We start from the raw sequence: 18,248 nt of genomic DNA, 5'->3' as shown, positions 1-18,248 counted from the left end.
CTCATCCTGAAGTGATGACCTCATCAATCGCCCGGCACAGTCGGGCGATACCTTCTTCTATTTGCGGTGGCGTATTGGCAGCGAAGTTCAATCGCAGGCTATGTGCGCCACGTTTTTCTTCGGCATAAAAACATTCCCCACGCGCAAAGGTGACCCCCTGTTGCCAGGCCATCGGCATCAACGCCTCGGTACTGACGGCGGCAGGCAGCGTCAGCCAGATAAACAACCCGCCTTCCGGGATTTCAAATTGACAGCCGTGCGGCAGGTGTTGCTGCAAGGCCGTCACCATCACGTCTCTATGCTGGCGATACAACCGCCCGGCACGTCGCAACTGTTTGTCGTAGCGACCTATGGTGACGAACGCGTCCAACGCGCGTTGGATCAGGTTGGAACTGGTAAAGCTGTCGACGTGTTTCAGTCGGGCGAACTGCCGATAATGGTCGCTGTCCGCCACCAGATAACCGATGCGCATGCTGGGCAGCAGCATTTTCGAAAAGGTGCTGACATAAATCACCGTACCTGGCCGTGCCAGCGCCCGCAGCGAGGGCAACTGCTTGCCGTTGTAGCGCAGATCGCCGACAAAATCGTCTTCCAGTATCACTACGCCGGCCTGCTCGGCTAACGTCAGCAGGCGTCGACGGCGGGCTTCGCTCATGCAGCGTCCGGTAGGGTTGTGGAAATTGGGAATGGTGTAAATCAGCTTCGGTCGGTGCTTTTCCAGCAGCGCGGGCAGCTGTTCAACCAGCATGCCGTGCCGATCGCTGGGAACGGTGACGATATTGATGCGGTGTTGGCGCAGCAGCCCCAGTGCTTCGGCGTAGGTCGGTTGTTCGACGATCACTGTATCTCCCGGTTCCAGCAGGCTTTGCACAATCAGGCTAATGGCGTGCTGCGAACCGTTGGTGATCAACAACTGTTCCGCATGGGTGGGGATGCCCTGAGCGGTGAGTATCCGGCCCAGCGTGTCGCGTAGCGGGTAATAGCCGCAGTATTCGCCATAGCTGAAGGCTTCTTCCGCATGACGGCTGAGCACCGACAGCAATATCTTGCGGAACTCTTCCTGAGGGAAGACTTTCGGGCTGCCGACGCCGGCGGCAAAGTTGATGATGTTGCTTGGCAGAGGCGTATCGGGGTAACCATCCAGCCGGGAGGTCAGGGTGGTGAAACGCTCAGTCGGGAAAGGCGTATCGCAGGTTGGGCGCGGCTGCGCGGGCTGTAGCAGCGGATGTAACACATAGGCACCGCTGCCGCGTCGCTGGCGCAAAAAACCTTTGGCCGCCAGTTCGGCGTAGGCGTTATCCACCGTCAGCCGGCTGACGGCCAACTTGGCGGCAAGCGTGCGCGTGGAGGGCAGTTTATCGCCATCGACAAATACGCCGCTGAGGATCGCCCGTCGCAGCGCTTCCTCAATTTGCAGATACAACGGAATATTCTGCTGACGGTCTAATGGAATATGCATGCGCAATTGGCCCGGTTAACGAGGGTGATTTTCACTATACCCCATAGTTACAGGCCTTCAAGAGGATAAAAGTGGCCTGTATAACATCGGGGGAAAGTGGCTCTGGCGGTAAGGCGGCGCGGCGTTAGAATCTCGCCTGAGTCTATTATCGCCGTTTTTTGAGGGTGTCATGTCATTACCATCGGGTATCTCAGCCAGGCCGGTCTTCCCGGGGGCGCGTATTTTACAGGGCAGCAGTCAGGGCTACGTGATTGCCATCATCAGCGCCATGTTGCTGGCTTTTACCGCCATTATTATCCGCGTGCTGACGGAATATTATCGCCTGCCGACCTTTGTGCTGGCCTTCTGGCGCGCGGCGCTGGTGGCTCTGGTGTTGTTGCCGATCCTGCTGCTGTTCAAACCCGAGTGGGCGCGCTTACAGCGTGCGCAGATCCCCTTTTATGCCTGTTATGGCCTGCTATTGGCGGTATTCAACAGCCTGTGGACGCTGTCGGTAGCGCTGAACGGTGCGTCGGTGGCGACCATCCTGACTTACTGCTCGGTCGGTTTTACCGTGTTCCTCGGCTGGGTGATGTACAGCGAGCGCCTGAGCCTGCGCCAACTGGTGGTGATAGTGGTCAGCCTGGGCGGCTGCTTCCTGGTCAGCAACGGCGACAGTTCGGGCAGCAGCCATTTTAACCTGCTGGGGTTGGTGGTGGGTATGCTGTCCGGCGTCGGCTATACCCTCTACACCCTGGGTGGGCGGGTGGCGACCGAGCGTCATTATCCGGTGTGGAATACCATCTTGTACGTGTTTGGCTTTTCGGCGGTTTATCAGTGGCTGTTCAATGCGGCGCTAACGCTCCATCCACTGGCGGCGTTCCAGGGTATGACAGGCTCATTGTGGTTCCTGTCTCAGGGCGCTGAGGGGATCGCGTGGAGCGGCTGGTTGTTGCTGCTGACCCTGGCCGCCGGCCCGACGCTGTTGGGATTCGGCCTGTACAACATCAGCCTGAAAACCTTGCCGCTGGCGGTGGCTAACCTGATTTTGTCGCTGGAACTGGTGTTCACGGCGGTGATCGCCTACTTCCTGCTGGGGGAAAATATGAATCAGCTACAGTTACTGGGCAGTGCATTGGTGATGGGTGGGGTGCTGATGTTGAAGAGCAAGACGGCTGCGGCGTGATTGGCGCGGAAACGACGTTATTGTCGTCAAAGATTCGGGCGGGGTCATGACCCCGCCCTTTTGCTTACTCGGCCTTGGCCGCTTCTGCTGTCAGGCGGCGTTTGCGTAACTTGCGCAGCAGCGGCGGCAGCACCAGTACAGACACCGCTAACACCAGCAGCGTTTGCGCGATGCTGCTGCTCCACAGGATGCCAAACTCACCGTTGCTGATCGACAGCGCGCGGCGCAGGTTTTGCTCCAGCATTTCTCCCAGAACAAAGCCCAGGATCAGCGGTGACATCGGGAAGTGCATTTTCCTCAGTATGTAACCAAACACCCCCAATCCGACCATTAACAGCAGGTCAAAGGTGGTGCTGTGCACTGCGTAAACGCCGACCGCAGACACCGCGGCAATCGCCGGGACCAGGAACCACAAGGGAATGGTCAGCATGCGGGTGAACAGGCCCACCAGCGGCAGGTTCATGATCAGCAGGATCACGTTGGCAATCAGCAGTGCGGCAATCAGCCCCCAGACAATATCCGGTTGTTCGGTGAACATCGCCGGACCTGGCGTGATGTTGTACAACGTCAGCGCGCCCATCATCACCGCCGTGGTGCCGGAACCCGGTACGCCCAGCGTCAGCATCGGGATGAACGAACCGCAGGCCGAAGCGTTATTGGCCGCTTCAGGGGCTGCGACGCCGCGGATATCCCCTTTGCCGAAGGTTTCGCTGTTACCGCTGATTTTCTTTTCGGTCATGTAGGTGAGCGCACTGGCGATGGTGGCACCGGCACCCGGCAGGATGCCGACGAAGAAACCGATCACCGAAGAGCGCAGCGTGGGGCCCACGCATTCGGCGGCCTCTTTGCGGTTAAACAGCAGGCGACCGGTTTTACGTACCAGTTTTTGTCCGCCGCTGGTGCTTTCCAGCATCAGCAGAATTTCACTGACCGAGAACAGGCCGATCACCACCACAATAAATTGCACGCCGTCGGAGAGGTGAACACTGTCGAAGGTAAAGCGATAAACGCCGGTGTTGGCGTCTACCCCGACCGTCGCCAGCCCCAGGCCAATCAGCGCCGCCAGCAGCGACTTCAGCGGGTTCTGGCTCATCATGCTGCCCAGACAGGCGATGGCGAACACCATCAGGGCGAAGTACTCCGCCGGGCCGAACGCCAGTGACCAACGGGCCAGCAGCGGGGCAAACAGAATAATCCCGCCGATAGCAATAATTGAACCGATAAAGGAACTGACCGCCGAAATCGACAGGGCGACTCCGGCACGGCCTTGCTGCGCCATCGGGTAACCGTCCAGCGCAGTCATGATCGCCGCGGCATCCCCCGGTACGTTGAGCAGTATCGAGGAGATACGACCACCGTATTCACAGCCGATATACACCGTCGCCAGCAGGATCAATGCGGATTCGGCCGGCAGCTTGAGGGCAAACGCCAGCGGCAGCAGAATAGCCACACCGTTGATCGGCCCCAATCCCGGCAGCAGGCCGACAATGGTACCGACGAAGCAGCCGACCAGGGCGATAACCAGGTTCTGGGGCACCAATGCCACCTCAAACCCTTGAGACAAATACATCCAGGTTTCCATCATCGCCCCCGTTAGCTCAGCCAAACGCCGAGTGGCAGTGTCACATCAAGTAAGCGGTCAAAGGCGTAATACAGCGCAACGCCCATCACCGCGCCGGACACCAACGCCGCTATCAGACTGGCCTGGAACAACAAGCCAATACTGAAGGTCAGCAGCGCGGTCGCCAGCGGAAAGCCCAACCACTCAAAACCCCAGGCGTACAGCACCAGCGTAATCACCAGCACCAGCAGACGTTGCATCACCTTGTTATGCGGCCATTCAACGACCTGCGGTTTATTCAACAGCAGCAGCGCCGCGCACAGCGCCATCAGGCTGAGAATAGCCAGCGGGAAGGGGCGCGGCCCCAGCGGTTCATAGCTGTATTCGCTCTGGATACCCCAGCCGATAAACAGGCCGCCGATGCACAGCAGCAGCCAGAACCCGGCAAAAATGCGATCGCTCATGGTAAGCCCCCGGTTATTTGGCCAGGCCGAAAACTTTGGCCTGTTCACGGTACTGATTGACCTGGTTTTTCACGTAGGCATCGAGTTCCTTACCGGTCAGGTCGAATTCAAACAGACCACGCAGATCGCGCTGTTTTTTGAATTCGTCGGTCGTCATCATTTTCTTGAAGGTATCGAGCCACCACTGGTATTCCTCTTCCGTGACCTTCGGGCCAACGTAGAAGCCGCGAATGATCGGCCAGACCAGATTGAACCCTTGCTCTTTGGCGGTCGGGACATCGGCTAACTGACCCGGCAGGCGTTGTTCGGAATACACGGCCAGGACGCGAATTTTGTCGCCCTGCAGGTAAGGCACCATTTCGCTCAGATCGCCGGAAACTGCCTGAATGTGGTTTCCGAGCAGGGCGGTCACCGGCTCGCCACCCCCTTCGAACGCCACGTAGCGCATTTTGTGGGGATCGACGCCAACTTCGCGCGCCAGCAAGGCGGTTTTCATCCAGTCTTGGCTGCCGATAGAAGCACCTGCGCCGAACACCACGCTGTTGGGATCTTTTTGGAACGCATCCATCAGATCCTTCAGGGTTTTGTACGGCGAGTCGGCGCGCACGGCGATCATGCCGTAGTCGGTGCCGACAGCGGCCAGCCATTTCACGTCATCAACGTTGTAACGGCCGAATTTCCCCTGTGACAAATTCAGCAACGAACCGCCGGAGAAGGCCACTACCGTGCCGAATTCAGCCGGACGCTGGGCGACGATAGCGTTATAGGCCACCGCGCCGACGCCGCCGGGCATGTAGGTCACGCGCATCGGTTTATCGATGGCTTTGGTTTCCTGCAGCGATACCTGGATCAGTTTGCAGGTCAGGTCAAAACCCCCGCCGGGTTTGGCAGGAGCGATACATTCGGTACGTTTTGGCGCTTCCACGGCAAAGGCCTGATGGGCTGCCAGCAGCAGGGCGGTAGCGGTCAGTGTGCGGGTGATTATTTTTTTCATTGCTTTCCCCAAGGTATTTTTCAGTCGGTACGGATCCCCGCCGATACGGGTTGCTGGATTGTTAAATCAACAACCTTTCATTTACCTTTCAACCGACGGAAAAGTTTCCGGGATGTGATACGTGTCTCCTGTTAGCGGCAATAACGCCGCCAACATTGGCTGCGGCGTTAACACATGCCCTGGGGGAATAACAGCCCGTAAACCCTGCTTAAAATCTGCGTAATGTCAGATTTGTCCGTGTTGTTTTGCGGTAGAATGCCGAAAAATAAAATGATTAAAGGTACATTGTTATGTTTTCATTAGGGAAGTTATTCGGCAGCAAGGACAGCAATAAAGTTAGCGCCATCAAGATGTTGCCGGTGGCCTATGCCGAAAGGGTCGGGGAGGAAGGTCATTGCAGCCTGAAGCGCCTGCGCGCCGATATCGGCGTTTTTGAACTGCATTTTTCTAATGTGAAAGGCAAAAAATACATATGCCAGATGACCGCCTGTATTACCGGCGTTGATCTGGTGTTCGCGACAAATAATCGCTCGGTACTGGTGTCCCCGCCGTTTACGCCCGCCAAATTACAACCGGTGCTGGATATCGCTCTGGCTGACTGCGAAAAATAGCGACGGGCCGATCGAATGAACCCTGTTGCCGACAGGTCAGGGTTTATTCCGTGTCGCAATTGTGTTCCAGCTCCCAAAACTGACCAGGAGCAACCCTTCTATCACTGCGTCTTCCGTGCCATCCTGTTGTTATAAAGATGTTAATTGGCAATGCGCCGGATCCTGCTGCCATCGCTCAGCATTCGGCCTATGGGCATAGACAAATCAATGGAATGGAAACATGCGTCTGTTATTGGTTGAGGACCATCCCGAGTTATCCCACTGGCTGCAAAAGGCGCTAACCGGCGTCGGTTTTGCCGTCGACGTCGCGCCGGACGGGCTGGCGGCCGATCACCTGCTGTTAAACGAAACCTATGCGCTGGTGGTGCTGGACGTGGCGTTACCGCGGCTGAATGGCCTGGATCTGCTGGCCCGTCTGCGCAAACGCGGGCAGGACTTACCGGTGCTGTTGCTGACGGCCAGAACCGACGTCGCCGATCGGGTCAAAGGGCTGAACCTGGGGGCTGACGATTATCTCACCAAGCCTTTCGAACTCGATGAGCTGGAGGCGCGTATTCGGGCGTTGTTGCGCCGCAGCGTCGGTGTGACCCAGCAGGCGCTGAAATACGGTGCGCTGACCTATCACGATGAAGGCTATTTTCAACTGGACGACAAACCACTGCAATTGACGCCGCGTGAACTGGCCGTGTTGACCGCGTTGATCCACCGCCGTGGTCGGCCGGTCGCCAAACAGCAACTGTTTGAACAGGTATTTACCCTGGCCGACGAGGCCAATCCGGAGAGTATCGAACTCTATGTTCATCGGCTGCGCAAGAAGCTGCAGGGCAGCAACGTAGCCATTATCACCCTGCGCGGTCTGGGCTACAGCCTGGAGCTTTGCAATGAGGTGGTTTAACGCGCCGCGATCGCTGTTTTATCAACTGTTGTTGTTCTTTGGTTTACCGCTGCTGGTGCTGGGCGGTATCTCGATTTATACCCACTATTTCAGCGCGATGAATGCCGCTACGCTGGCTTACGATCGCACCTTGCTGGCGTCGGCGCGCACCGTGGCAGAACGGCTGGTGGTGCGCAATGGCCGATTGGAGGCGGACGTGCCTTATGTGGTGCTCGACAGTTTTGAGCGCAACATGAACGATCAGCTCTATTACGAAGTGATCTCCCCGCAGGGTGAAAGCATCTCTGGTTATGACGATCTGCCGCCGATGCCGCCGCATATCCTGCGCTCCAGTCTGTATCCGGCGCTGGTGCATTTCTATGATGCCGAATATCGCGGCCGTCCGATACGCGTGGCCGCGCTATACCAGCCGGTCAATGAATCCGGCGTAATGGGCATGGCAACCATTTTGGTGGCGGAAACCCTGGAGTCGCGCCGTTATCTGGCACGGCAGATGATGCTCTCTGCCTTGCTCAGCCAGGGAACCGTCGTCGTGCTGACCATGATCCTGGCCTTTGCGTTGCTCAAACGGGTGCTTAAGCCGATGCGCAAACTTTCCGGCATCATGCTGCGGCGCGATCCGGGGGAGTTGACGCCGTTGCCAACGGTGTTGCCCTGGTCGGAAATGCAGCCGTTGCTGCTGGCGTTCAACCGCTATATTGAACGGCTGCGGGTGATGGTAGCGCGGCAGGAACGCTTCAGTGCCGATGCTTCGCATCAGCTGCGCACGCCGTTAACCGTATTGAAAACCCAGGTGGGCGTCGCGCTGGCCAGCGACCAGCCGGAGCAATGGCGGGAAAGTTTGCTGGCCATGAGCGCTACGTTGGATAACACCGTGGCGCTGACCGATCGCTTGCTCTATCTTTCACGGCTCAAAGCCCATGAACACCAGGCCGATCGCCAGCTGCAACCGGTAAATCTGGCACAGGTGCTGCGCGACGCCTGCTTTTCCCGTTTGCCGCAGGCGCGCAGCAAACGCATTGATCTGGGGTACGAGGGGGAATCGGTCTGTTGGGTCGGCGGAGAAGCGCTGTTATTAACCGAACTGTGCGCCAATTTGCTGGATAACGCGCTGAAATATACGCCGTATCAGGGGACGGTCACCGCACGCCTCACCCTGGACAAGCAGGCCGGCGAAGGGATATTGGAAATTGAAGACAGCGGGCCGGGCATAGCACAACAGGACACCGCTCAGGCGCTGCAGCCGTTTCATCGGCTGGATAACGTGGGTGACCAACCCGGCGCAGGATTGGGGCTGGCGCTGGTCAGCGATATCACCCGTTATCACGGCACCCGCCCGGAGCTGTTGACCTCGGCCACATTGGGTGGCCTGTTGGTGCGGGTGCGTTTTCAACTGTTACCTTAGCTCTGACACTCCGCGGCTTGTTTTGCCTTGCGCCCCAGCGGCGTGCGCAGACGCTGCGACAGGATCACGCCCAGCAGGGTAATGCCACCGCCGATCAGATGGTAGCTGTGCAGGTGTTCATGCAGGAACAGCACCGCAATGACGGCGGTAAATACCGGTGCCAGATTCATAAAGATCGACGCGGTATTGGCACCCAGACGCATAACGCCGTGGATCCACAGATAAGGCGCGACAATCGAGGCAGGAATGCCGGCGAACAGCACCAAAGGAATATTTTGGCTGGTCAGCGCGACGTCTTGTGCCATCAGGAAATTAGGCAGCAACAGCACCACACCGAACAGGATCTGTATATACAACGACTGCCAGTTCGGCAGGGCAATCGCCCAACGCTTGGTCAGTACGCCGTACAGTGCATAAGAGGCGGTAGCGGCAAACATCATCAACTCGCCTTTGCCGATGCCGTGGTGCAGCAATTCCCCCGGGTTCCCGGCGCTCACCAGCCAGATCAATCCCCCTAGAGACAACAGACTGCCTATCGCAATGCCCACCGTCGGCGCGACGCGCAACAGCACGATGCTGATCAAAATGGTCAGTAGTGGGATCAGTGAAACAATGATGCCCATAAACAGTGCGCTGACGCTGTGCGCCGCGTAATACGCCAGGCTTTGATACAGCACCATGCCCAGCATGCCGAGGATCAGCAATTTCCACCAGTTGGCGCGTATCGCTGACCAGTGGCGGATCACGCCGGGCAGCACGAACGGCGTCAGGGTGATCAGCGCCAGCAGCCAGCGGTAGAAGGAAATAGCGGCCGGATCGATAGCGGTGGCCGAGAGCTTGCTGACCACGGCGTTGATTGACCAAATCAACACCGCCAGCAAAGGGAAGAGCATATTCATGATAATTATTCTCATTAACGACTGACATGCTGGCTAGTTTACGCGTGTCCGGTTTATTATATATAGTGATATCCAGACAATTTTTCTCCTAAACAAGACAAGTCACGGGGCGAAACCATGCCAGAAATCCGCCATTATCCCGAAGCGCTGATCCCGGCACCGCGTCCGGTGCAGTTTCGCTGTGAGGAATTCAATGCCCGCACCGAATTTCAGCCACATCGCCACAGCTGGGGACAGTTGATGTGGGTAAAGGCCGGCGTCATGGTGCTGCGCATTGGCGGCCAGCGTTTTCTGGCCCCGCCGGAGTTTGTTTTGTGGGCGCCGGCAGAGATTGAACACTCTTGCTATAACCAGCGGCTGGCACAATGCCGCATGGTGGATATTGCGTTGCCGTTGTGTGCCGGGCTGCCGGAAGAGCCTTGTCTGGTCAGCGTCACCCCGATTTTCCGCGCCATTGCCGAAGATTTTTACGCCCGCAAACAATACATCCCGCAAAGCAAGCAGGATTTACGCTTGTGTCGTGCCTTGATCGACCAGTTGCATGTCTCGCCGGTGCAGCAAACTTATCTGCCGACCTCCGAAGACAAATTCCTGGCGCCGGTGCTGGAAGCGCTGGAGCACAGCCCCGCGGACAATACGTCGCTCGCCGCCTGGGCCACCCGGGTCTACACCACCGAACGTACGCTGTCGCGTCGCTGCCAGCAGGATTTGGGGATGTCATTTAGCGAATGGCGCCAGCGGCTGCGTTTTCTGCATGCCGTTTCGCTGTTGGAACAGGGCAAAACCGTGCAGGAGGTCGCGCTGGAAGTGGGGTACAGCTCGGCGTCGGCGTTTATCGTCATGTTTCAGCAAATCGCCGGCACCACCCCCGAGCGCTTTCGTCGGGCATGATTCAGTGGCACACTATTTCCCAGCTAAATAGCCGTAAACCGTCGGAGCAACAAGTGAAAATCCTGGTTGATGAAAATATGCCGTACGCGACTGAATTGTTCAGTCGTTTGGGGAACGTGCAGGCCGTGCCTGGCCGCCCAATTCCGAGCGATGCGCTGGCGGATGCCGATGCGTTGATGGTGCGTTCGGTCACCAAAGTGAATGAAGCCCTGCTGGCCGGCACCCGTATCGGTTTTGTTGGCACCGCGACGGCGGGAACCGACCACGTGGACGACGCCTGGTTGCAGCAGCAGGGCATTGGTTTTTCTGCGGCTCCGGGTTGCAACGCCATTGCGGTGGTGGAATATGTGTTCTCCGCCTTGATGTTGCTGGCCGAACGCGACGGTTTTCAATTGCGCGATAAAACCGTCGGCATTATCGGCGTCGGTAACGTAGGTTCGCGACTGGATGCCCGCCTGAAAGCCCTGGGCGTACGCACCTTGCTGTGCGATCCGCCGCGAGCCGATCGCGGAGACAGCGGTGAATTCTGGCCGCTGGAAAAGCTGGTGGCAGAAGCCGACGTGCTGACCTTCCACACGCCGCTGAATAAATCCGGCCCTTATCACTCGCTGCACCTGGCGGACGCCGAGCTGCTGGCGGCGCTGCCGGACAACCGCATTCTGATCAACGCCTGTCGCGGCCCGGTGGTGGACAATGCCGCGCTGCTCCAGGCGCTGGAAAAAGGCAAAAAACTGAGCACGGTGCTGGACGTATGGGAACCGGAGCCGGAGTTGTCCCTGCCACTGCTGGCGCGGGTGGATATCGGCACTGCGCATATCGCCGGTTACACGCTGGAAGGCAAGGCGCGTGGTACCACGCAGGTTTTTGAGGCCTTTAGCCGCCACCTGGGCAATCCGCAGCAGATTGAACTGGCCTCCCTGTTACCGGTACCTGAATTCAGCCAGATCCAGCTCAATGGGCCGCTGGATGAAGGCAAATTAAAACGATTGATGCACTTGGTGTATGATGTGCGCCGCGACGACGCGCCGCTGCGCAAAGTGGCCGGACAACCGGGCGAATTTGATCGTCTGCGCAAGCATTATCAGGAACGCCGTGAATGGTCTTCATTGCGCGTCCAGTGCGATGACAGCGCCAGCGCGGAGCTGCTGCACAAGCTGGGCTTTTTGATCGCATAAGGCTTTCTTAAGCAACAGCGACTAATTTCGTTATCAGGGCGGCATATCAGTCGCCCCTCTGCATTTGAATAAATACTCTGGAGAAACCCAATGTCTGACGGCTGGAATATCGCTCTGCTTGGCGCCACTGGCGCGGTAGGTGAAGCGTTGCTGGAACTGTTACAGGAACGCCAGTTCCCGGTGGGCGAACTCTATCCTCTGGCCAGCGAGCGCAGTGCCGGTGCAACGGTGCGCTTCAATGGCAAATCGGTACTGGTGCAAAAAGCGGAAGAGTTCGACTGGTCACAGGCCCAGTTGGCGTTCTTCGTCGCCGGTACCGAAGCCTCGGCCCGCTACGCGGAAGAAGCCGGCAATATGGGCTGCCTGGTGATCGACACCAGCGGCCTGTTTGCGCTGGAGCCGGACGTGCCGCTGGTGGTGCCTGGCGTTAACCCGCAGGTGCTGGCGGATTACCGTAACCGCAATATTGTCGCGGTGGCCGACAGCATGGTCAGCCAACTGCTGACGGCAATCAAGCCTTTGACCGAACAGGCCGGGCTTTCCCGTCTGCATGTCACTACTCTGATGTCGGTATCGGCACGCGGGAAAGTGGCCGTGGACGATCTGGCCGGTCAGAGTGCACGTCTGCTGAACGGCATTCCGGCTGAGCCGGGCGTGTTCGCCAAGCAGTTGGCGTTCAACCTGTTGCCGTTGATGACCGACGAGCAGGGCAGCGTGCGTGAAGAACGTTTGATCGTCGATCAGGTGCGTAAAGTGCTGCAGGACGAAGGGCTGCCGATTTCCGTGAGCTGCGTGCAGTCGCCGGTGTTCTATGGCCATGCGCAGGTGGTTCATCTGGAAGCGCTGCGCCCAATCTCTGCGGAAGAAGCCCGCAGCGAGCTGGAGCAGGTGGACGATATCCAACTGAGCGAAGAAGACGACTATCCGACCCAGGTCACGGAAGCCTCCGGCAGCGATGCGTTGAGCGTAGGCTGCTTGCGCAATGACTACGGCATTCCTGAAATTCTGCAGTTCTGGTCGGTAGCGGACAACGTACGCTTCGGCGGCGCGCTGATGGCGATCGAAACCGCAGAACGTCTGGTGCAGGAGCAGATGTACTGATGTCTGAGGTTGTCTTGCCCACCCAGCCGACTCTGAAAATCGCGCTGGGGATTGAATATGACGGCAGCCGTTATTATGGTTGGCAACGTCAGCAAGAGGTGGCCAGCGTGCAGGCCTGTCTGGAGCAGGCGTTGAGCAAGGTGGCCAATGCGCCGATCAACGTTCTGTGCGCCGGGCGTACCGACGCCGGGGTGCATGCTACCGGTCAGGTGGTGCATTTTGAAACCACCGCACAGCGCAAGGACGCGGCCTGGACGATGGGGGTCAACACCCATCTGCCGCCGGATATCGCGGTGCGTTGGGTGACCGGCGTACCTGAAGATTTCCATGCGCGTTTCAGCGCTACCGCGCGCCGTTACCGCTACATTATTTATAACCACCGCTACCGCCCGGCGGTATTGCAACAGGGGATGACCCATTTTTATCATCCGCTGGATGCCGAGCGGATGGAAAGGGCGGCGCAGGCGCTGTTGGGCGAGAACGACTTTACTTCGTTCCGTGCCGTGCAATGCCAGTCGCGAACGCCCTGGCGTAACGTAAAACACGTTAAGGTTACGCGCCACGGTGAATATATTGTGGTAGATATCAAGGCGAATGCCTTTGTGCATCATATGGTTCGCAATATTGTCGGCAGCCTGATGGAAATTGGTTGCGGCAATCAGGACGAGAACTGGATGGCCGAGTTACTGGCGCTGAAAGATCGCAATCTGGCTGCGGCCACGGCGCGGGCCGAAGGGTTATATCTGGTGAGCGTCGATTACCCTGAACACTTTGCCTTACCCCGGCCGCCTATGGGGCCACTGTTTTTACCCGACGATTAAACGCTGGCGCGACTGACGCGTGACTCCCTTTTGTACCTGCCGGGTGGGTGAGACACCCGGTCAAAGAGAGAACCTATGGACATCATCAAGTTTGTGATTGATTTTATTCTGCATATTGACGTGCATCTGGCTGAGCTGGTGGCGCAATACGGTATGTGGGTGTACGGTATTTTGTTCCTGATCCTGTTTTGCGAAACCGGGCTGGTGGTGACGCCTTTCCTGCCGGGGGATTCTCTGCTGTTTGTCGCAGGGGCGCTGGCGGCATTGCCGACCAACGATCTGAATGTGCATACCATGGTGGCGTTGATGATCGGCGCGGCGATACTCGGCGATGCGGTGAACTACACCATCGGGCGGCTGTTCGGGGAAAAGTTGTTCAGCAACCCGAATTCGAAAATCTTCCGCCGCAGCTACCTGGATAAAACTCACCAGTTTTATGAAAAGCACGGTGGGAAAACCATTATTTTGGCGAGATTTGTGCCGATCGTGCGTACTTTTGCGCCGTTCGTCGCCGGTATGGGGCATATGTCCTACCGCCATTTTGCCGCCTACAACGTGATTGGTGCGCTGCTTTGGGTGTTGCTGTTCACCTATGCCGGTTACCTTTTCGGCGACTTGCCGATCGTGCAGGAAAACCTGAAACTGTTGATCGTAGCTATTATCATTGTTTCAATTCTGCCGGGCATCATTGAAATTTGGCGCCACAAGCGCGCGGCTGCCCGCCAGCAAAAACAGTAAAAACATCGCTTAACCTATCGGTTCGACCAGTTTTTTATCCACAGTGTCGGGCCGATATGGTTTAATGAGCGACATTTATGGTCTGTTCCTGTTAACAACCTTGAAACCAGTGCCTCTGTCGCGCGCTTGCCGCGTTTTGCTCGGGCACTTTTTCATTGGATGTGTTCTCGGGGGGATTGTTAAAGCATGAACAGCGGACTGGTGTCCGCCAGGTTCAAACAGAAAGGTCATCGATGAGCTGGATTGAACGAATTCTTAACAAGAGCAATATTACCCAAACCCGTAAGGCGAGTATTCCTGAAGGGGTTTGGACCAAATGCGATAGCTGCGGCCAGGTTCTCTACCGCGCCGAGCTGGAGCGTAATCTGGAAGTGTGCCCGAAATGCGACCACCACATGCGCATGACCGCGCGTATGCGTCTGCATACCCTGCTTGATGAAGGCAGTGAAGTGGAGCTGGGCAGCGAACTGGAGCCGAAAGACGTTTTGAAGTTCAAGGATTCCAAGAAGTATAAGGATCGTCTGGTTGCCGCACAGAAAGCGACCGGTGAAAAAGATGCATTGGTCGTGATGAAAGGCACGCTGTACGGCATGCCGATTGTCGCGGCGTCGTTCGAATTCGCCTTTATCGGCGGTTCCATGTCGTCCGTGGTCGGTGCGCGTTTTGTTCGTGCGGTTGAGCAGGCGCTGGAAGACAACTGCCCGCTGGTATGTTTCTCTGCCAGTGGCGGCGCCCGTATGCAGGAAGCGCTGATGTCGCTGATGCAAATGGCGAAAACCAGTGCTGCGTTGGCGAAACTGCAGGAACGCGGTCTGCCATACATTTCGGTGCTGACCGACCCAACCATGGGTGGCGTTTCCGCCAGTCTGGCCATGCTGGGCGATATCAATATCGCCGAGCCGAAAGCGCTGATCGGTTTTGCCGGCCCACGCGTTATCGAACAGACCGTACGTGAAAAACTGCCGCCGGGATTCCAGCGCAGTGAGTTCCTGATTGAAAAAGGTGCGATCGACATGATCGTGCGTCGCCCGGAAATGCGCCAGACATTGGCGAGCATCCTTTCCAAGCTGACTAACCAGCCGCAACCGCATTTCGATGAAGTTGCGCCGGCGTCCGAGCAGGAAAATCAGGCCGACGCCTGAGGCTGGCAATTCACCCGTGCCGGCGTAAGCCTGCGCGGGATTCAGCCGCCATTTTGTGGCTAAATGGCGGCTGATATACCCTATGAATATCGAGCGCAGCGAATCGGGCTGCCGCTTGAAAGGCAACGGGTATCATGCAGAGCATCGCCTTTACCGCGGTGAGGGTGGTGCCCTGATGGATTAATGAACCCAAGTTCAGTGACGGGACTCATGCAAAACCACCAAATTCCCCAAGCCACGTCGCCATTGAGCTCGTGGCTTTTCTATCTTGAACGTCTGCACAGCCAGGCGATCGAGCTCGGTCTGGAACGCGTACAGCGCGTTGCAGCGCATCTTGATTTACTCACCCCTGCACCGACGGTCTTCACCGTTGCCGGTACCAACGGCAAAGGCACCACCTGCCGAACTCTGGAAGCCATTCTGATGGCGGCCGGTTTGCGCGTCGGCGTTTACAGCTCACCGCACCTGGTGCGTTACACCGAGCGCGTACGTATTCAGGGCGACGAGCTGAGCGAAGCCGAACACAGCCGCTCGTTCGCCGCCATTGAAGCGGGCCGGGGCGAAACCTCGCTGACTTACTTCGAATTCGGCACTCTGTCGGCGCTGCAGCTGTTCAAACAGGCTAAGCTTGACGTGGTGATCCTGGAAGTTGGCCTCGGAGGCCGTCTGGACGCGACCAATATCGTCGATCCGAGCGTGGCGGTAGTGACCAGCATCGCGCTGGATCATACCGACTGGCTGGGCAACGACCGTGAAAGCATTGGCCGCGAAAAGGCCGGTATTTTCCGTGGCGGCAAGCCGGCGGTGGTGGGCGAGCCGGATATGCCGGCAAGCATTCAGCAGGTGGCGGAAACGCTGGGCGCGCAACTGTATCGCCGCGGTGACGCCTGGACCTTCAGCGAACAGGGCGAACGCTGGCAGTGGGAGAGCGGTGGCACCTTGCTGACCGATTTGCCGATGCCAAACGTCCCGCTGGCCAACGCCGCGACGGCATTGGCGGCACTGCATTTTTCTGCGCTGGAAATCGATGACCGGGCGATCTTCACCGGTCTGCAACAGGCGACGTTGCCTGGGCGCTTCCAGATTGTGCGGCGTGATCCGATGTTGATCCTCGACGTGGCACATAACCCGCACGCCGCAGGCTACCTGGCCGGGCGTCTGGCGACGTTGCCGCGTAATGGTGGCAAGGTGCGTGCCGTCGTGGGCATGCTGTCGGATAAAGACATCGCTGGTACCTTGGCCTGTCTGAGTGAGCAGGTTGATGAGTGGTATTGCGCGCCGCTGGAAGGGCCGCGCGGTGCCGGTGCCGAGCAGTTGGCGCAACATTTGACGGAACCGCGGCAGTTCGCGGATGTCGAAACTGCCTGGCGTCAGGCTATGCAGGACGCTGATATTCAGGATATTGTGATCGTCTGTGGATCGTTCCACACCGTTGCACAGGTAATGGCGGCGTTAGACGAGATGCGGGGAGTGTGAGTGGCAAGTAAATTTCAAAACCGATTGGTCGGTACCGTGATCCTGGTTGCGCTGGGGGTGATTATCCTGCCAGGGCTGCTGGACGGTAAAAAGAAACATTATGAGGACGAATTCGCCGCCATTCCCTTGGTGCCGAAGGCCGGTGATGTGGAAGAAAACGACGTGGTGCCGCCGGTAAGCCAGACTTTACCGGCACAACCGCCGGAAGGTGCCGGCGCTATGGTTGAGCAGCAGGCGGCCAATGAAGCGGCAACGCAACAGGCCATCCGCCAGCCGACGCAGCAACCGGTTCAGGTTGCGCCACCGCCGGTCGAAACCCGACCGCAGCCGACGCCACCGCCGAAACCTAAACCGGTACCGCAGCCAAAACCGGTGGAAGTGAAGCCGGTGGTGAAACCTGAACCTAAACCAGAGCCGACACCGAAGCCTGAACCTGCCCCTGTGCAGAAACCGGCGGAAGAGAAAGCGCCGGCAGGGCAGGCTTATGTGGTGCAGCTTGGTGCGCTGAAGAACGCCGCCAAGGTGAATGAAGTGGTGGCGTCGCTCCGGCTGTCCGGCTATCGCGCCTTTACCGTGCCATCAACGCCGGTACAGGGGCAGATCACGCGGATTTATGTCGGCCCGGACGCCTCGAAACAGAAGCTGCAGTCTTCGCTGCCCGCGCTGAACTCCATCAGCGGCTTGAGTGGTCAGGTGAAGCCGTACGGCGTACGTTAACAGGATGGGGCACAGCATGCTGTGCCCCTGAATCGAAGCATGGCGGTATAATCATTAAAAAAACTGTGCCTTTCGTAGCTGAAATGGCCTATGTAGGCGCGGCGATTGGGAATTTTTTTATCGCCGTTTTTTATTTGTAACGTGGTAGGAAAACCCCTACGCAAACGTTTTCTTTTTCTGTTAGAATTCGCCGCGAATTGGATGCAGGGGCGATTCATCATTGGAATAGTTCATGGTCTGGATTGATTACGTCATTATAGCGGTGATTGGATTTTCGGCTTTAGTGAGCCTGATCCGAGGGTTTGTTCGCGAAGCATTGTCACTTGTGACATGGGGATGTGCGTTTTTTGTTGCCAGCCATTTCTACTCTTACCTTGCGGTCTACTTCACTCGTTTTGAAGATGAACTGGTGCGAAACGGCATCGCGATCGCCATTTTGTTTATCGCGACCCTGATCGTAGGAGCTATTGTTAACTATGTGATTAGCTCACTGGTAGAGAAAACCGGGTTATCAGGCACCGACCGGGTGCTGGGCGTCTGTTTCGGCGCACTGCGCGGCGTGTTGATCGTTTCGGCGATACTGTTTTTCCTGGATACCTTTACCGGCTTTTCGCAAAGCGCAGACTGGAAACAGTCGCAGCTCATTCCCCAGTTCAGTTACATCATCAGGTGGTTCTTTGACTACCTGCAGAGCACGTCGAGTTTCTTACCGACCCATTTACCGGGGCGGTAGC

18 protein-coding genes are annotated in these 18,248 nt (G+C 57.6%); 13 read left to right on the top strand and 5 right to left on the bottom strand.

Annotation, left to right across the window (positions count from 1 at the left end; genetic code table 11):
* Position 1 precedes the first annotated feature (1 nt).
* The gene (pdxR, locus tag ACGS9J_RS05165) at positions 2–1,459 is read right to left on the bottom strand and encodes a MocR-like pyridoxine biosynthesis transcription factor PdxR (protein WP_442229935.1); all 1,458 of its coding nucleotides are present in this window, start codon (positions 1,457–1,459) and stop codon (positions 2–4) included.
* A 169-nt stretch (positions 1,460–1,628) separates the two neighbouring features.
* Between pdxR and ACGS9J_RS05160 the strand changes: the two genes are divergently transcribed.
* Positions 1,629–2,624 (top strand): DMT family transporter, encoded by a 996-nt coding sequence (locus ACGS9J_RS05160; protein WP_442229934.1) that lies wholly within the window; start codon positions 1,629–1,631, stop codon positions 2,622–2,624.
* A gap of 64 nt (positions 2,625–2,688) precedes the next feature.
* Here the strand turns inward: ACGS9J_RS05160 and ACGS9J_RS05155 are convergent, their stop codons facing one another.
* From ACGS9J_RS05155 to ACGS9J_RS05145, 3 genes are read right to left on the bottom strand one after another with little or no spacing between them, the layout of a single operon-like run.
* Positions 2,689–4,206, bottom strand: a complete 1,518-nt coding sequence (locus ACGS9J_RS05155; protein WP_442229979.1) for a tripartite tricarboxylate transporter permease — start codon at positions 4,204–4,206, stop codon at positions 2,689–2,691.
* Positions 4,207–4,217: 11 nt separating this feature from the next.
* Positions 4,218–4,649: a tripartite tricarboxylate transporter TctB family protein gene (locus ACGS9J_RS05150; RefSeq protein WP_442229933.1), complete on the bottom strand. Its 432-nt coding sequence runs from the start codon at positions 4,647–4,649 to the stop codon at positions 4,218–4,220.
* A 13-nt stretch (positions 4,650–4,662) separates the two neighbouring features.
* Positions 4,663–5,643 carry a Bug family tripartite tricarboxylate transporter substrate binding protein gene (locus ACGS9J_RS05145; protein WP_442229932.1) on the bottom strand — a complete coding sequence of 327 codons (981 nt, stop codon included), beginning with the start codon at positions 5,641–5,643 and terminating at the stop codon, positions 4,663–4,665.
* A gap of 290 nt (positions 5,644–5,933) precedes the next feature.
* Here ACGS9J_RS05145 and ACGS9J_RS05140 point away from each other — a divergent pair, with 290 nt between their 5' ends.
* The 3 genes from ACGS9J_RS05140 (at position 5,934) to ACGS9J_RS05130 (ending at position 8,554) form a co-directional block, all read left to right on the top strand.
* Positions 5,934–6,254 carry a hypothetical protein gene (locus ACGS9J_RS05140; protein ID WP_442229931.1) on the top strand — a complete coding sequence of 107 codons (321 nt, stop codon included), beginning with the start codon at positions 5,934–5,936 and terminating at the stop codon, positions 6,252–6,254.
* A 220-nt stretch (positions 6,255–6,474) separates the two neighbouring features.
* Positions 6,475–7,149: a transcriptional regulator TctD gene (tctD, locus tag ACGS9J_RS05135; protein WP_442229930.1), complete on the top strand. Its 675-nt coding sequence runs from the start codon at positions 6,475–6,477 to the stop codon at positions 7,147–7,149.
* Positions 7,136–8,554: a sensor histidine kinase N-terminal domain-containing protein gene (locus tag ACGS9J_RS05130; RefSeq protein WP_442229929.1), complete on the top strand. Its 1,419-nt coding sequence runs from the start codon at positions 7,136–7,138 to the stop codon at positions 8,552–8,554. Before tctD ends, ACGS9J_RS05130 begins: the two co-directional genes overlap by 14 nt.
* On the opposite strand, the gene ACGS9J_RS05125 is transcribed toward ACGS9J_RS05130, so the two are convergent.
* Positions 8,551–9,453, bottom strand: coding sequence for a DMT family transporter (locus ACGS9J_RS05125; protein ID WP_442229928.1), 903 nt, complete (start codon positions 9,451–9,453; stop codon positions 8,551–8,553). The two genes, ACGS9J_RS05130 and ACGS9J_RS05125, sit on opposite strands and share 4 nt — an antisense overlap.
* Before the next feature lie 117 nt (positions 9,454–9,570).
* On the opposite strand from ACGS9J_RS05125, the gene ACGS9J_RS05120 reads away from it, so the two are divergent.
* The 9 genes from ACGS9J_RS05120 to cvpA all read left to right on the top strand — a co-directional run bounded on the left by ACGS9J_RS05120 (position 9,571) and on the right by cvpA (position 18,247).
* The gene (locus ACGS9J_RS05120) at positions 9,571–10,344 is read left to right on the top strand and encodes an AraC family transcriptional regulator (protein WP_442229927.1); all 774 of its coding nucleotides are present in this window, start codon (positions 9,571–9,573) and stop codon (positions 10,342–10,344) included.
* 53 nt (positions 10,345–10,397) lie between these two features.
* A complete protein-coding gene (gene pdxB / locus ACGS9J_RS05115; RefSeq protein WP_442229926.1) occupies positions 10,398–11,519 on the top strand; it encodes a 4-phosphoerythronate dehydrogenase PdxB in 1,122 nt (373 codons plus the stop codon).
* A gap of 90 nt (positions 11,520–11,609) precedes the next feature.
* Complete coding sequence (locus ACGS9J_RS05110; protein WP_442229925.1) at positions 11,610–12,620, top strand: aspartate-semialdehyde dehydrogenase; 1,011 nt, start codon at positions 11,610–11,612, stop codon at positions 12,618–12,620.
* The gene (gene truA / locus ACGS9J_RS05105; RefSeq protein WP_442229924.1) at positions 12,620–13,441 is read left to right on the top strand and encodes a tRNA pseudouridine(38-40) synthase TruA; all 822 of its coding nucleotides are present in this window, start codon (positions 12,620–12,622) and stop codon (positions 13,439–13,441) included. Before ACGS9J_RS05110 ends, truA begins: the two co-directional genes overlap by 1 nt.
* A gap of 75 nt (positions 13,442–13,516) precedes the next feature.
* The gene (locus tag ACGS9J_RS05100; protein WP_442229923.1) at positions 13,517–14,179 is read left to right on the top strand and encodes a DedA family protein; all 663 of its coding nucleotides are present in this window, start codon (positions 13,517–13,519) and stop codon (positions 14,177–14,179) included.
* Positions 14,180–14,412: 233 nt separating this feature from the next.
* Positions 14,413–15,321, top strand: coding sequence for an acetyl-CoA carboxylase, carboxyltransferase subunit beta (accD, locus tag ACGS9J_RS05095; RefSeq protein WP_442229922.1), 909 nt, complete (start codon positions 14,413–14,415; stop codon positions 15,319–15,321).
* A gap of 210 nt (positions 15,322–15,531) precedes the next feature.
* A complete protein-coding gene (gene folC, locus ACGS9J_RS05090) occupies positions 15,532–16,797 on the top strand; it encodes a bifunctional tetrahydrofolate synthase/dihydrofolate synthase (RefSeq protein WP_442229921.1) in 1,266 nt (421 codons plus the stop codon).
* Positions 16,798–17,514 (top strand): cell division protein DedD, encoded by a 717-nt coding sequence (gene dedD / locus ACGS9J_RS05085; RefSeq protein WP_442229920.1) that lies wholly within the window; start codon positions 16,798–16,800, stop codon positions 17,512–17,514.
* Between the two features lie 232 nt (positions 17,515–17,746).
* Positions 17,747–18,247 carry a colicin V production protein gene (cvpA, locus tag ACGS9J_RS05080; RefSeq protein WP_020827869.1) on the top strand — a complete coding sequence of 167 codons (501 nt, stop codon included), beginning with the start codon at positions 17,747–17,749 and terminating at the stop codon, positions 18,245–18,247.
* Position 18,248 lies beyond the last annotated feature (1 nt).

It is taken from the genome of Serratia quinivorans (assembly GCF_052113645.1).
In the GTDB taxonomy this organism is placed as follows: Bacteria; Pseudomonadota; Gammaproteobacteria; order Enterobacterales; family Enterobacteriaceae; genus Serratia; species Serratia quinivorans_B.
Note: the sequence above shows the minus strand (reverse complement) of the source record. Positions and strands in the feature narration are given on the sequence as shown.